Origin of the sequence: Mesorhizobium sp. M0062 (assembly GCF_040323125.1) — a bacterium.
Lineage (GTDB): Bacteria > Pseudomonadota > Alphaproteobacteria > Rhizobiales > Rhizobiaceae > Mesorhizobium.
The window spans coordinates 1-14,010 of record NZ_JAMYUO010000002.1 but is presented as its reverse complement, the minus strand read 5'-3'; the positions used below and the strand labels follow the sequence as shown (position 1 = coordinate 14,010).

12 protein-coding genes are annotated in these 14,010 nt (G+C 58.8%); 10 read left to right on the top strand and 2 right to left on the bottom strand.

Translation table 11 applies throughout. The features are described from left to right. Positions 1-17: 17 nt before the first annotated feature. Positions 18-1,736 carry a PAS domain S-box protein gene (locus tag NKJ64_RS02240; protein WP_352461901.1) on the top strand — a complete coding sequence of 573 codons (1,719 nt, stop codon included), beginning with the start codon at positions 18-20 and terminating at the stop codon, positions 1,734-1,736. A gap of 101 nt (positions 1,737-1,837) precedes the next feature. On the opposite strand, the gene NKJ64_RS02235 is transcribed toward NKJ64_RS02240, so the two are convergent. Next, entirely contained in the window at positions 1,838-2,515 is a 678-nt protein-coding gene (locus NKJ64_RS02235; protein WP_023681040.1) for a LuxR C-terminal-related transcriptional regulator, read from the bottom strand. 633 nt (positions 2,516-3,148) lie between these two features. Between NKJ64_RS02235 and NKJ64_RS02230 the strand changes: the two genes are divergently transcribed. The 9 genes from NKJ64_RS02230 (at position 3,149) to NKJ64_RS02190 (ending at position 13,717) form a co-directional block, all read left to right on the top strand. Beyond that, positions 3,149-3,877 (top strand): nucleotidyltransferase family protein, encoded by a 729-nt coding sequence (locus tag NKJ64_RS02230; protein ID WP_023681041.1) that lies wholly within the window; start codon positions 3,149-3,151, stop codon positions 3,875-3,877. Positions 3,878-3,926: 49 nt separating this feature from the next. Next, positions 3,927-5,078, top strand: a complete 1,152-nt coding sequence (locus NKJ64_RS02225; RefSeq protein WP_023689783.1) for a DegT/DnrJ/EryC1/StrS family aminotransferase — start codon at positions 3,927-3,929, stop codon at positions 5,076-5,078. Beyond that, positions 5,075-5,749: a sugar transferase gene (locus tag NKJ64_RS02220; protein WP_023681043.1), complete on the top strand. Its 675-nt coding sequence runs from the start codon at positions 5,075-5,077 to the stop codon at positions 5,747-5,749. The genes NKJ64_RS02225 and NKJ64_RS02220 overlap by 4 nt, the downstream gene beginning before the upstream one ends. Positions 5,750-5,793: 44 nt before the next feature. Beyond that, positions 5,794-6,798, top strand: coding sequence for an SDR family NAD(P)-dependent oxidoreductase (locus NKJ64_RS02215; RefSeq protein ID WP_023748029.1), 1,005 nt, complete (start codon positions 5,794-5,796; stop codon positions 6,796-6,798). Beyond that, the gene (locus NKJ64_RS02210) at positions 6,795-8,072 is read left to right on the top strand and encodes a hypothetical protein (RefSeq protein WP_023825299.1); all 1,278 of its coding nucleotides are present in this window, start codon (positions 6,795-6,797) and stop codon (positions 8,070-8,072) included. The genes NKJ64_RS02215 and NKJ64_RS02210 overlap by 4 nt, the downstream gene beginning before the upstream one ends. Continuing rightward, the gene (locus NKJ64_RS02205; RefSeq protein WP_023825298.1) at positions 8,059-9,318 is read left to right on the top strand and encodes a polysaccharide biosynthesis/export family protein; all 1,260 of its coding nucleotides are present in this window, start codon (positions 8,059-8,061) and stop codon (positions 9,316-9,318) included. Before NKJ64_RS02210 ends, NKJ64_RS02205 begins: the two co-directional genes overlap by 14 nt. A 70-nt stretch (positions 9,319-9,388) precedes the next feature. Further along, the gene (locus NKJ64_RS02200) at positions 9,389-10,303 is read left to right on the top strand and encodes a class I SAM-dependent methyltransferase (protein WP_245261275.1); all 915 of its coding nucleotides are present in this window, start codon (positions 9,389-9,391) and stop codon (positions 10,301-10,303) included. A 334-nt stretch (positions 10,304-10,637) separates the two neighbouring features. Further along, on the top strand, positions 10,638-12,350 hold the full coding sequence (locus NKJ64_RS02195; protein WP_023825297.1) for a type I secretion system permease/ATPase: 1,713 nt from the start codon (positions 10,638-10,640) through the stop codon (positions 12,348-12,350). Positions 12,351-12,421: 71 nt separating this feature from the next. Further along, positions 12,422-13,717 (top strand): HlyD family type I secretion periplasmic adaptor subunit, encoded by a 1,296-nt coding sequence (locus NKJ64_RS02190; protein WP_348524295.1) that lies wholly within the window; start codon positions 12,422-12,424, stop codon positions 13,715-13,717. Positions 13,718-13,840: 123 nt separating this feature from the next. Here the strand turns inward: NKJ64_RS02190 and NKJ64_RS02185 are convergent. Continuing rightward, positions 13,841-14,010 (bottom strand): transposase (locus tag NKJ64_RS02185; protein WP_352462031.1); only part of this gene is annotated, 170 nt, incomplete at its 5' end.

Sequence of the window (14,010 nt, the reverse complement as noted above, 5' to 3'; positions counted from 1 at the left end):
AGTTGTAGTCTTTGCGCATGGGTTCGGACCTGCGCTGGCTCAAATCGAATGTGTCGAGCACTACGTGGGCTCATCTAGCTTCGCTTTTGGTGTTTGCAGCATCGATAGCATTCGAGGCGATAAGTACGGTATATGGCGGCCAGCCGTTGCCGCTTGTTGCGTTTATCCCCATAACCGTTGTCATCGTGTATCTTGAGGGCCGTTTTGTTGCCATCGCAGCAACGCTTCTGATGGCGGTCGCCGGCTTGTGGATGCGACACCTGTTGGACGGTCACCTCAATGGTGGAGACTGGACCGGGGCCGTCTTCCTTCTGGGTTCGGGTAGCCTGATCGCAGCTGTGTTCCACCGCCTGCGACAAGATCTGCATGGTGCGCTCAGGGTGGCAGAAGCGAGGCTCGGTGCCATCGACGCTGCCGCCTTGGGCTTTGCTAATACCAATCGCCATGGCGAACTGCTGCAGTCGAATAGACGGCTTTTGGAGATGACCGGCTACGCGCACAAGGAACTTGCCCAACTCAAGCTGGAGGAACTCATTGTCCCCGACGATCGAGGTACTGTGCGGAAACTTTTGGAAGATTTGGGCAATGGGACCGCGTCTGCTACGGATATCCGCGTTTTGCGCAAGGATGGCACGGCATTCTGGGCTCACCTGGCCCTGTCTTCGTCGCGGCCGGAAGAGGCGCCAAATGAGAGCGTATTCGCGGTGATTGACGATATTTCCGAGCGACAAGCGGCACGCGAGGCCCTTCGGGCTCAGAAGGAATGGCTCGATCTCGCCGTATCTGCCGGGCGCCTGGGCACATGGCAAATAGACATTGAGGATGGGACAGTCGCCGGCTCCGGCAAGTTCTGGGACATCCTTGGTCTGCCTCCGGCCCCAGTCCGCCGCTTGGAAGAACTCTCGGCCGTAATCCATCCCGTCGACTGGCCGAAGTTGTCCGCCTCGGCAAAGCCTTCATCGGCATTGAACTTTGACGTCGAGATTCGCGTCCGGCAAGTGGATGGTCACACACGCTGGATTGCATTGCGTGGACGGCAGGAAGAGCACGGCGACCGCAAAATGCGCATCGGGGTGGCGGCGGATCTGACCGAACGTCGACAAACAACTTTGCTGCGCGCCGCCGTAAAGAGACGCGAGCGCATAATGCGCGAAGAGCGCCATCGGTTCAGCAATGTGTTTCCAGTGATTAGAGCTCTGGTCAACATGATCGATATTCCCGACAATGATGTTGCCAAATACAAGGAGATGTTGATCGATTGGATTCGAACACTGGAGGCGACCCATCGCATCCTTTCTCGTCATGCCAACCTGTCAGGGATGCTCCATGAACTCGTGGACCGGGAATTGCAGCCCTTCAAGGAGACACGCGACATTACGATCAGTGGACCTTCCCTCACTGTGCCAAGCGGCGCCGCCGAGGGCTTGGCGATGATCCTTCACGAGTTGACGACAAACTCGGTGAAACATGGTGCGCTGGGTGACCCGAATGGCAAGGTCGAAGTTAAGTGGCGATTTGCATCCGAGGACGAAGGTGACGACCTCGTGTTCGATTGGGTGGAATCGGGCCGACGGAAGAGTTCAAAAGTCGTACGCCGCGGGTTCGGGTCACTGATAATCGGTGTGGACAGCACGCCGCTTGTCGGGCATTCCCCGAATATGGAAATAACCGAAGATGGCCTTCGATATTCGCTGCGTGTATCGCGCAAAGAAATTGAGGAATTTGGATTGCAATAGAGCCCCTCCAAGTCGAAGCCGAATTGGCCAATTAACCGATGGTGTGGGCCCTTTGCTGCGATTTCCTGCAAGCAAACTCGGGCCGGTTCGAGGGGCATACGTCAACTCGCCTGTCTCGTCAGCCAGCTTTGGAGCAACACAGCTGCTTCGGTACGGTTTCTAACCCCAAGCTCACGCAGCACGGCTGCGGCATGGATTTTCGTTGTCGCCTCGGCAATGTCCAGATTGCGGGCAATCTCCTTATTCGAGTACCCCTCTGCCATCAGCTTGAGGACGTCCTTCTGTCTAGACGTCAGCCTAGCGACGTCGCCCGAGCCCTCGTGCCGGCGGCTGGCATTTTGAACCGGAGGTGGGGGGGCATGCGATCTCTGGTCGGCAGACGTTCGAGATAGGAGAGATGGCACATAGATCCGGCCAGCGAGGATTTCGTTTACAGCCAGCACGACTTCTTCGTCGCTCTGCGATTTGACGATATACCCGTGAAGTCCGATCGAAAGCGCGGTCAGTATCTCCGAGCGGGAATCATCCCCGGAAACGATCGCAAAGCGAGTGTCAGGATAGGCAGCCATAAAGTCGCTGAGCACTTCCTGATGGAACAGCCCAGGCATGTTCAGATCGAGGATCGCAAGATCGATGGACGCCTGCTCCTCTAGAAGATTGACCGCGGCATCGAAACACGAAGCTTCGAATATTTCGGCGCTTGGAATTCCAGCCATGAGTGCCAGCCGGAGACCACGCCGATATAAGCCGTGATCGTCGGCAATGACGATCCGAGCCATGCAACTACCCCAACGCGTTACTCGGTTCCCGACGAGAAAACCCGCTGGAACCTCCCATTCGCCTATGATCGACAATCCGTGGTGGTCCTAAAATGGCGGCCATCCACTGGTCAACGCATCACAGTGATGTCCGCAGCGTCCCATCCACGCACATCCAGAACGTCTAATATAATACTAAATTGCGAAGCTCATCCATAGATTTTTAACCCTGGCGTGCGGTGCCTGTCCGCAAAACGATGCCGGTTTCCCATCTCTGGGTCCAAGCCAGCTGTTCAGGACCATCGTAATCATGTGGCATCTGTTATGTCGCCACCCGCTGTCGCCGGACCTGTAGGCCGGTCCGGCCCTGGCGGATCGCAGCTTTCTTGAAAGCAACTGCTTTCGTTTTATCGGCGTCATGATCAGTGCCCAATCGCGCTTCTGTAGGCTGTTGATCTCGTGGCCATCTAATACCTTGAACGTTTTGAATCCCTACCATTCGAATGCACGACGACAGCCGCCCCGGCTGTCACATACCTTTTCGCATATGATGTTCGGATTGCCGCCGAGGTTTGGCCGGATTTGAGGGTGTGCCCTGGCCGGACAATGGAACACCGATCCCGAACAAAGCCAACTGCAGATCAGGAGGATCGAATGAAAGCGGTGATTCAATGTGGTGGGATGGGTACGCGCCTTCGACCGTTTACATCGGTCCTGCCGAAACCATTAATGCCGATAGGGGCCAGGCCTGTTCTTGAGTTGCTTTTGAAGTGGCTGCGGCGCAACGGCATTGAAGAGGTATATATTACGACAGGGTATCTAGGACATTTGATCCGGAGCGTCTGCGGCGACGGATCGCAATGGAACTTGAAGATCAAATATACCCAGGAAATGGAGCCACTCGGCACCGTCGGACCTCTCTCTCTGATTAGGGATGAACTGAACGAAACATTTGTCGTTCTGAACGGCGATGTCCTCACAGATCTAAGCCTGAGCCGGTTTGTAGCCGCGCACCGCTTGCATAGGGATCCCGTTACGATCGCCACGGCGTGCCGTCATATCAAGATGGACTTCGGGGTCATCGACGAGATCGACAATACCGTCCAGCTCTTCCGGGAAAAGCCGACGCTTTCCCATCTCGTCAGCATGGGGATTTACTGCATGAACCCAGATGTCCTGCGGTTCATTCCGTCCGGGATCCCATTTGGGTTCGATGACCTGATGCTGCAGATGATGCAGGGCGGCACGACCGTGCATGTTTACAAGCATGACGGTCTTTGGCTCGACATCGGTCGTGTCGATGACTTCCAGAATGCACAGGCAATTGCCTGGGAAGATCAGTCGTCCTCAATCGAGGTCGCGGCTGCCGCTGCAGCCGCATGAAAGTCTGATGCAGAGGTCTAGCCACTAACAAGGCTTTCAGGAGGTCAAGATGCTCTTGGTGAGCGCCCCGATCCTAGGCGTGCCAGAGAAGGCAGCCCTGTCGCAGGTGATTGATAGCGGCTGGCTTACGATGGGGGACAGGGTACGAGAGTTCGAACAGGCCTTTGCCAGCATGCATGGCGCGCGAGATTGCGTCGCGGTTGGTTCCTGCACCGCAGCGCTCCATCTTCTCCTCCATGCTTTGGGCATCGGCCCTGGCGACGAAGTACTGGTTCCTTCGCTGACGTTCGTGGCGACGGCGAATGCGGTGCTGTATGTAGGGGCGACGCCGGTCTTCGTCGACATCGAGTCCGTCGACGTGCCGTTGATCTCGGTTGCGGAAGCCGAAGCGCGGTGCACGACGCGCACGAAAGCGGTCATTCTCGTTCACTTCGCCGGGTATCTCGCCGATCGGGAACAATGGCAGCGGTTCGCCCGGCTTCGCGGGCTGCATATCATCGAGGACGCTGCGCACGCGCCCGGGCTTAGGGAAGTCGGGACCTTCGGCGCCGCGGCCGCGTTCAGCTTCTATGGCAACAAGAACATGACAACGGCCGAAGGGGGCGCCGTGATTGCACGTGACCCCGATCTGCTCGACAGGGTTCGCCTGGCCCGCGGGCACGGAATGACCACGGGGACGCATCAGCGGCTGAACAGTCGTACGCCGCAATATGATGTCACGATGCTTGGGTTCAACTACCGAATGGACGAGATGCGAGCGGCAATAGGCCTGGTTCAGCTGCAGAACCTGCAAGAGTGGAACGAAATCAGGCGTATCATAGCTGTCTTGTACCGACGCCTGATCGCGGACCGTTGCCCAGCTATTGTCATTCCATTCAGCGAACCCCGGACGTCGGCTTACCACATCATGCCGATCGTCCTGCCGCGCTACGTGAGCCGGCAGGATGTCATCGACGAGTTGCGGACACAGGGCATACAAACCACCATCCACTACCCGCCGGTGCACCAAATGACGTTCTACCGCGAGCGCCTTCCCGGCGTGAGTTTGCCCCACACAGAGGATTTCGCTCAGCGAGAGCTCACAATTCCGCTGCACCCCCAGGTCACTTCCGCCGCCGCCGAATCAGTCGTGGCTGCCCTGGCAGCCGCGCTCAAAACAGGCGCGCTCAAAGCAGGCGCCCAAAGAGGAACTGCTGCATGAATGCGTTAGACCCTGCCTTTCACCGGATGTTCGTTCCAAATCCTGATCACGGCTTTGCGAGACGCGCAATCGATCTTGCGGTGGCGGGCATCGCTACCGTCGCATTGGCGCCATTGATGCTGCTGATCGCCGGAGCGCTTCTGCTCGAGGGCGGTGGCTCGATCTTGTTCGCTCAGACCCGCATCGGGGCCGGCGGCCGAACCTTCCGCATGTACAAATTTCGCAAATTCGGTGTGAACTGCGGCTCTCAAGGCCTTGCGCTGACGGTCGTGGGCGATACACGCATGACCACCGTTGGCCGCTTTCTCGCAGCGACGAAGCTGGACGAATTACCGCAGCTGTGGAATGTCCTCAAAGGCGAAATGGCGATCGTCGGTCCACGACCCGAGAGCCTGGCTTTCGCCGATTGTTTCCGGGGCGAGCTTAGGGCCGTGCTGCAATACAAGCCAGGCCTGCTGGGACCAGCCCAGGTCGTTTTTCGGCACGAAGCGCATTACTTCCCCCAATCCGTAGATCCGATCGTGTTCTACCGGGAAGTCATGTTCCCCGCCAAGGCAACACTGGACCTCTCGTATTATCCGCGACGCACCATCGTCTCCGACCTCGCGTGGATGGTGCGGGGAGTGCTGGCAGTGGTCGGTTGGGTTCCGGTACCGCCGATCGACGTTTGAATATCCAAGGGAAGCGTTCCAAACAGCCAAGGGAATGCGCAGTGATGAGCTACAATGGAAAGAAAGTCCTGGTGACCGGCGCGGACGGATTCATCGGTTCGCATGTCACGGAGGCGCTTGTTCGCAACGGGGCAGATGTCACAGCCCTTGCCCTTTACAATTCCTTCGACAGCCATGGATGGCTAGACGATCTGCCGGACACCATCCGCAGCCAGTTGAGGCTCGTCCGTGGTGACGTCCGCGACAGTGCGTTCCTTAACCGGATCATGCGCGGCCAAGTCGCGGTTTTTCATCTGGCGGCGCTTATTGCGATTCCATATTCCTACGCCGCTGCCCAGTCCTATGTGGAAACCAACATCCTAGGCACGGTGAACGTCCTCGAAGCGGCGCGCCTATGGGAGACGGAGCGGGTGATCCATACCTCCACGAGCGAGGTCTACGGAACTGCCCAAACCATGCCGATCGGCGAAACACACCCCCTGCAGGGACAGTCACCATATTCGGCATCCAAAATCGGCGCCGACATGATGGCGGAGTCCTACGCCAGGTCGTTCGATGTCCCTGTGGTCATCATGCGACCCTTCAACACGTATGGCCCGCGCCAGAGTGAACGCGCCATCGTGCCGACCATTATCCGGCAGGTCCTCGACCCGAAATGTCCTGCAATCATGGTAGGGGATACCAGCCCGATCCGCGACCTGACCTATGTCGAAGACACCGCGACAGCGTTCCTGACCGCAGGTCTCGCCCAGCTCGAGTTCGGCCACGCCTACAACGCTGGCAGCCAACGCGCTGCGACCGTCTCGGACGTATTGGCCATTGTTCTTGAGTTGACCGATTGCAAAAAGCCGGTCCGTCGTGATGAAAGCCGCCTGAGGCCGCAAAATTCCGAAGTTCGCGCCTTGCTCGCCGATTCCTCGCGCTTTGAACGCGAGACTGGATGGCGGACACAGACCAGCCTGCGCGATGGGCTGGAGCGAACAATCACGTGGTGGCGCGAGCGCCTTAGTGAAGGCCGGGTACGGCGCGAAGTGGGTTACATGACATGACCCTGGGCGGCCGTCATGCGTTGGCGCTGTTGCTGGCTGCCGGTGCCATATCTCCCAACATCTACGTTGCCGGCGGCCGTCAAAGCAAGGCAGCGGAGGTGGCGGCCACAGCGGTCGTGAACAACCTGCCGGGCTATGTGCGCCAAACAAGGGATCCTTGGTCTGGCATGGTTTTCGCACGGATCACCAGACCGGGCGTTCTCGGCCGGGCGGGTGTATGCGGGAAGAAGTACTGCACCCACCGTTACTCAAGCGCACAGGCTTGGAATGCCGACCAGAGCCTGCTCCTGATCGCCAATGGCTGCGGTGGCCTGTGCTTTCTCGACGGACAAACCTACTTGCCTTTGTTCCACCGCAACCGCGCGACCGAATGCGAATGGCATCCCACTGATCCCGAGTTGATGATCTGCGTCGGGGGCCGGCAGATTGCGACATGGGCCCCACGTACCGATCATGAGGACGTCGTGTTCGCCTCCGGAGCGTACTCCAACCTCAAATTTGGACCCAACAAAGGCAATCCGAGCCGCGACGGCAGCCGGATTGCGGTGCGTGCAACGAACAATGACGGCCGAGCGGTGGTTTTTGGCTACGATCTCAAGCAACGGCGGAAATTCCCGGATATCGATCTTGCCGAATTCCCGGGAACGACCGGCTCCTGCTCGATCTCACCACTCGGAATCAACATAGTGTGTTCCCAGCAATCACCGGACGGAATTGAAGCGAGTTTCGTCTTCTCCATAGACGGCATATTGCGCCAGAAGTGGATGGAGCACCATCGACCAGGCCATGGCGACATGACGGTCGATTCCGACGGAAGCGAAATCTATGTCGGGATCAGCAAATCGGATCCTGACAAATATCAGGTGATCAAGCGCCGCTTGGCTGATGGCAAGGCTACCTCGCTGATGAAATATGGCGAGGCCATGCATGCGTCACTCAGGTCGCTCGGCAGGCCCGGCTGGGTGTTTCTGAGTTATGGCGGCACGCCAGCCGAACTATCGCAGCACCCGGATTGGGCGCCTTACGCTCAGCAAGTCATTGCGCTGCGTCTAGACGGCAGTGGAGAGGTCCGCCGTGTCGCAGACACGCACAACGCGCCCTTCGACTACTGGAGCGAGACGCATGCCTCTCCGTCTCCAGACGGCTCCCAGGTGGTCTGGTCCAGCAACTGGGGCGTGCCCGGTGGCCCGGTATACGATTTCGTTACTCGTGTTGAATGGCCTTTGAAGCCGGTGTTCGACCGGAAGGAGATTGTCGCAAATGACCTTCAGTAGACGATACGTTCTTGGCGCAGTCGTGATGATGTCGCTAACCTCGATGGCTTGCGCAGGCGAGGTCGAGCCCTATCAACTCTCACCTGGCGATACGGTCGAGATAGGAATAGCGCCGATCCCTGATCGGACGCAGCGCGCCATAGTCCAGATGGATGGCAATATCGCCCTTCCGGAGGCGGGGATGATCATGGTCGCAGGCCTGACGGCGTCCCAACTGCAAAGGCGCATGCAAGAGGTCTTGCCAAGCAAGATTTTTCACGTGCGTCTGACTGATGGGCGGGAGCAGACAGTTACTGTCGAGCCCGACGATGTCACAGCGATCATAGCGGACTATCGCCCGATCTATGTAACGGGCGATGTGCTCACCCCGGGACAACAGGCCTACCGTCCGCTCATGACTGTACGGCAGGCGCTCGCCGTTTCCGGCGGCTTCAGTTTTTTGCGATCACGGGCGGGCCAGGCCGGGCCTGATCCGGTTGATCTCAAGCGCGATTACGAAATGCTCTGGGGAGATTACACGAAAGAATACCTTCACGCTGCCCGCATTCGCGCCGAGCTTCAGGGCCAGGCGGATTTCGACAAGAAGACACCACAGGGATCACCTCTTTCGCCGAGCGTTGTAGCCGCGATGGCTCAGGCTGAAGCAGAGGCGCTAAAGGTTGCGCTGAGTGATTTCCGGCAAGAGCAGGATTTTCTGGAGAAGGGCCGGACGGACGCTGCCGAGCAAATTGGCGTTTTGCAGAAACGCGAACGAGTCGAGGGCGAGAGCGTGAAGGCGGATGAGCAAGATTTGGCGCGAGTGACGAAGGCATTCGATGCAGGCAATCTGACCAACACCCGGCTCGCGGATGTCAGGCGCGCGTTGCTTCTGTCTTCAAGCGGCGCGCTTCAAACCTCGGTCGAACTGATGAGGGCGCGGCGCCAGCAGGAGGACTTTGTCAGACAGCACGAACGCAACGACAATCAAAGGAGGATTGGCCTGCTGACGGATCTGAAGGACACCAACGCCCGGCTGGCGGATGTCACCGCCAGGCTCCATGCCGCCAGCGAGAAGCTGCAGCCGACCGGAGCATCCACACAGCCATTGCCGATTGCCGGCGAAACGGTACGGGCCCAGGTGACCATCGTGCGCAAGATCGGCAATGAATGGCGCAAGCTGTTGGTTGACGAAGATGCGATTGTGCTGCCGGGGGATACTCTCGAAGCCAGATTCAGCAGTGAACTGCAAAGTGTGGCAGTCCAATAGGGCGTCAGCGCAGTCCGTGCGGAGCTTACTGTTCTATCGGGGGGGCAACCCAACTGAACGGAGATCCAAGGTGAGGCGCATTTTCAACCAGGGAGCGACCCTGACACCCTCAACGAACGCGGATCAGATGACGCAGTCTGCAAGTTATCCTTCCCATATGCCGTCAGCGCGAATTGTGCGGTCCAGGTCGCGCGCCGGTGAGTCCGGAAATTGGCATGAATTTACGTCCAGCAAGGAGAGCAATGCGCAGGGCGGCTGGGTGTCGGACGGCTACAGGACCAGCCATTGCGCGCCCGGCTACGGCCTACATTACAACAAAACGCACAGTTCCGGCTATTATGGCGCGCTTTGGGAGAACATCGAAAAGCCCCTGATCCTCGACGTTCTTCGCCCCTTGAGCGGAGCGAGCCGAAACTGCCTCGATTTCGCATGCGGAACAGGTCGCATCGCCGAGGTAGCCGCCGGCCTCTTCAGCGAGGTGGTTGGCGCCGACGTTTCCAGAACTATGCTCGACAGCGCTCAAGTACCGCCCAATGTGAGTTTGCGTCACGTCGACGTGACAAGGGAGCAGTTGGGTATGACGTTCGATGTGGTAACCGCATTTCGTTTTTTCCTGAACGCAGAGGATGAACTGAAATGGCATGCACTGAAAGCGATCAATGAGCACCTGAAAGATGGCGGGCGGCTTGTGTGCAACGTTCACATGAATGCGACGTCGCCCGTCGGCCTGGCGTGCCGGCTGCTCAATCGAGTGTCTGGACGCACAATTCGCCACACGCTGAGCGCAGCGAGGTTCAAGGCCCTCCTGACTGCCTCGGGATTCACGGTCGAGCAGACGATACCGTACGGTTACCTGCCTCGGCCGGGAAACCTGTTGCCAGGGTTCTGTGAAATGATGATGCAGCCTGTCGAGAAGGCCTGCAGAAGGCTTTGCGTTCCTGGCCAGCTGGCGCAACACTTCCTGGTTGTTGCGAGGAAGCGCTAAATCCCGAGAAAGCCCCGAAAACGGCAGGCAGCGGTTTTCTTGGGGTGGCTCGCCCGGCATGAAACCCCGTCTAAATACGGTGGAACGGCAGTTTTCCCCCGATTTAATATGTGGGTTCCGGGTTTCTCTGGTCAGCGCCACGATTTTGCTACATTTTGACTAAAGTCCAATCATGTTAGTGGGGCGTAATATTAGAAGGCTAAGGGGATACGCTCCTGAACAGCAAGAGATTGTCCGTGCCCAGTGGGGCCAGTGAGCTTGCGCAACGATCTCTCACGGGAGGTCGAAACCCATGAACCCTGGTGGAAGGAGTTCGTCGGATCTGCGAGGCGCAATGCTTGGGACCGTGCCTGGCCTGGTAGGCGTCGGCATCTTCTCGGCAGTCATAAACCTTCTCGCCCTGACCGGCTCGGTCTATATGCTGCAAATTTACGATCGCGTTTTACCTTCGCAGAGCGTTCCGACGCTTGTCGGGTTCACCATCGGAATGCTGGGTCTTTACGCTGTCTACGGGCTGCTGGATTTCGTGCGGCTGCGCCTGCTGGTTCGAGTGGGCAATCGTGTCCATAGGAATTTGAAGCAGAGGGTGTTCGGCCTCTCGCTGTCCTTGCCGCTCATTGGCGGGCAGGATGCGAACCGGATACAGCCCCTCCGTGATCTCGATCAGCTACGCGGCTTCCTTTCCGGAATGGGGCCGACTGTCATCTTCGACGCGCCGTGGATTCCATTTTACCTGCTGATCATCTATTTCCTGCATCCCGCGCTCGGTGTGTTGTCCACAAGCGGTGCGATCATTGTCGTGCTGCTCACGGTCATGGCGGAAGTTCTTGGCCGCACATCGGTGACACGCGCGTCCGAGACGCTGGTGTCGCAGCGCAATCTCGCCGAATCCGGACGCCGCAACGCGGAGGTCGTACGCGCGATGGGCCTTTCCGCACGGCTTGCCCACCGCTGGGGCGAGATCAATAACGCATATCTGAGGCACCAAGAGAAGCTTTCCGACGTCGTCGGCGCCACCGGGGCACTCTCTAGGGCACTGCGTTTGGCCTTGCAGTCCTGCGTTCTTGGACTGGGTGCCTACCTGGTGATAGGAGGCGAAGCCTCGCCAGGCGTGATCATCGCATCCTCCATCTTGCTGGGCCGCTCATTGGCTCCTGTTGACGCCGCTATCGCGAACTGGCGAGGCTTCGCCGCGTTCCGGCAAAGCTATTCGCAACTGGCAACGGCCCTGGCCGCTTTTCCTGACCGGGACGAACATATGGAACTTCCGCGCCCCCAAGCGGAGCTTGCGGTCGAGGACCTGACCATAGCGCCACCGGGCCAGCAAAAACCGACGGTAGCCAATGTCAGCTTCCGCCTGGCTGCAGGGACGGGAATGGCCGTTGTCGGCCCGAGCGGTTCTGGCAAAAGCACGCTTGTGCGCGCGCTGGTGGGCGTCTGGCAGCCACTTCGCGGCACGGTGAGGCTGGACGACGCCTCGCTTGACCAATGGGACCAAGAACGTCTTGGCGCACATATTGGCTACCTGCCCCAGGACGTCGAACTGTTTGATGGAACGGTTGCCGATAACATTTCGCGATTTGGCGGGAAGGGCGACGCCAAGGGCGTGCTTGCAGCTGCCAAGGCAGCGGGCGTCGACAAAATGATCCTGCGATTGCCGAACGGTTTTCAAACTCGCATGGGCGAGGGAGGAACAGCGTTGTCGGCTGGACAGCGGCAACTCGTAGGGCTTGCCAGGGCACTTTACGGCGATCCGTTTCTCGTCGTTCTGGACGAGCCGAATTCAAATCTGGACGTCGATGGCGATACCGCCTTGGCCGGCGCGATCCTGGCAGTGCGCAGACGTGGAGGCATCGTCATCGTAGTTGCGCACCGTCCTTCTGCCCTTACCAACATCGACAGGGTACTCGTAATGTCCAATGGGATGCTTCACGCCTTCGGCTCACGCGAGGAGGTCCTGGCCAACGTCATCCGCCCCTTTGCTGCGCCTGTTGAACGCCCGGCAGCGGCCGTCGCGATGCACAAAGGGGTGAGCGGTCATGCATGAGGGATATTTTTTTGTCTGAGGCGACGATGGCTCCATCGGCCCCGATCGGCAATGGGAGCCGGCGCAACGCGATGATTTCGGGCACGCGCGATGGAATCAGGGCCAACCTGATCCTGGGGGCGGCGGTCACGGTTACGTTAATTGCCGGCGGCGGGCTCTGGCTCGGTCTGACCAAGATTGCTGGCGCGGTAATTGCGCCGGCGACCGTGGTGGTCGAGAGCAACATAAAGAAGGTGCAGCATCTGACGGGCGGCACGATAGGTGGCATCTTCGCGCAAGACGGGGATCATGTACGGGCCGGCGATGTGATGGCACGGTTGGACGACACACTGACACGGGCCAATCTGCAGATAATTAGCAAGGATCTTGATCGGGCAACGGTTCGGCTTGTGCGGCTGGAGGCAGAGCGGCAAGGCCTGTCGGAGATGCAGCTTCCGTTCAGCCTTCAAGCGCGAATGGGCGAGCCGGAACTGGCTGCCCTGGTGAACGGTGAGCGCACGCTGTTCGAAAGCCGCGCTACGGCCCTCAACGGGCAGAAGGCACAATTGCAAAGCCGCTCAAAGCAACTCGAACGCCAAGTTGAGGGCCTCAAGGCGCAACAGACCGCGGAAGAACAATCCGTGGTCCTGCTGGATGGCGATCTTGTCGATGTACAGGCGCTTTTTACAAAGAAGCTGGTGTCCAAAGAGCGACTTAGCAACATCAGGCTGGATGCCACCCGGGCGCACGGAGAATCGGGGCGCCTCGCAGCGGCAGTTGCCGAGGCGCAGGCCCGGATCAGCGAGACCGAATTGCAGATTCTTCAGCTCGATGAACAAAGGCGTAGTGACGTAACGAGCGAACTTCGTGAAACGGAAGCCAAGCAAACCGAACTCAGCGAGCGCAAGGTTGTGGCACAAGACGAACTGGCCAAAACCACCATCCGCGCTCCGCAATCGGGAACGGTACAGGAATCTTCCATTCACACGATCGGCGGCGTGATTGCCGCGGGCGAAGTTCTGATGATGATCGTCCCTGACACCGGCAACCTTGTGGTCGACGCGCTGATTGCGCCGTCGCGCATAGATGACGTTCGTCCAGGTCAGCGGGTCTCGATCCGGTTTCCGGCTTTCGACGCCGGCACCACGCCTGCCTGCCAAGGGTCTGTCAAGCGCATCTCGGCGGACCTGATAAAAGATCAACAGCGCCAGCTTTCTTATTTCTCGGCGCGCATCAATGTCGAAGACAAGTCCACCTGTCTGACCGATGCCAAAGTGCTCAAACCCGGTATGCCAGCGGAGGTTCACATAAGTACGGACGAACACAGCGTCTGGTCTTATCTGCTGAAGCCGCTTACCGACCAGATGTCGAGGGCTTTCCGGCAATGACATGGCGGCTGTGAGCGGTCGACCGCGGGAACACGGCAGGCGTGCTTGCTGACATATTAGGGTAGGCGACGTGATGCCGTTGTGTGCGTCAAGTTCTGCAAAATGGGGCAGCCATGATGCTGGTCATGCGGCTTGGGGCAGAGCGAGCTTCTTGTGCTCGCGCAGGTCGTCCATGTTGATGTATCGGTTGGCCTCCATCCAGTTTTCATTGGTCTCGACGGCCAACGCCCTGACCAGGCGCAGGCAGCTTTCGGTGTTGGGGAAGATGCGCACGACATAGGTGCGCCGGCGGA

Excerpts from the sequence above, each read along its gene's own strand:
- NKJ64_RS02240 (WP_352461901.1), top strand. The coding sequence starts at position 18 with ATGGGTTCGGACCTGCGCTGGCTCAAATCGAATGTGTCGAGCACTACG.
- NKJ64_RS02235 (WP_023681040.1), bottom strand. The coding sequence starts at position 2,515 with ATGGCTCGGATCGTCATTGCCGACGATCACGGCTTATATCGGCGTGGT.
- NKJ64_RS02230 (WP_023681041.1), top strand. The coding sequence starts at position 3,149 with ATGAAAGCGGTGATTCAATGTGGTGGGATGGGTACGCGCCTTCGACCG.
- NKJ64_RS02225 (WP_023689783.1), top strand. The coding sequence starts at position 3,927 with ATGCTCTTGGTGAGCGCCCCGATCCTAGGCGTGCCAGAGAAGGCAGCC.
- NKJ64_RS02220 (WP_023681043.1), top strand. The coding sequence starts at position 5,075 with ATGAATGCGTTAGACCCTGCCTTTCACCGGATGTTCGTTCCAAATCCT.
- NKJ64_RS02215 (WP_023748029.1), top strand. The coding sequence starts at position 5,794 with ATGAGCTACAATGGAAAGAAAGTCCTGGTGACCGGCGCGGACGGATTC.
- NKJ64_RS02210 (WP_023825299.1), top strand. The coding sequence starts at position 6,795 with ATGACCCTGGGCGGCCGTCATGCGTTGGCGCTGTTGCTGGCTGCCGGT.
- NKJ64_RS02205 (WP_023825298.1), top strand. The coding sequence starts at position 8,059 with ATGACCTTCAGTAGACGATACGTTCTTGGCGCAGTCGTGATGATGTCG.
- NKJ64_RS02195 (WP_023825297.1), top strand. The coding sequence starts at position 10,638 with ATGCTTGGGACCGTGCCTGGCCTGGTAGGCGTCGGCATCTTCTCGGCA.
- NKJ64_RS02190 (WP_348524295.1), top strand. The coding sequence starts at position 12,422 with ATGATTTCGGGCACGCGCGATGGAATCAGGGCCAACCTGATCCTGGGG.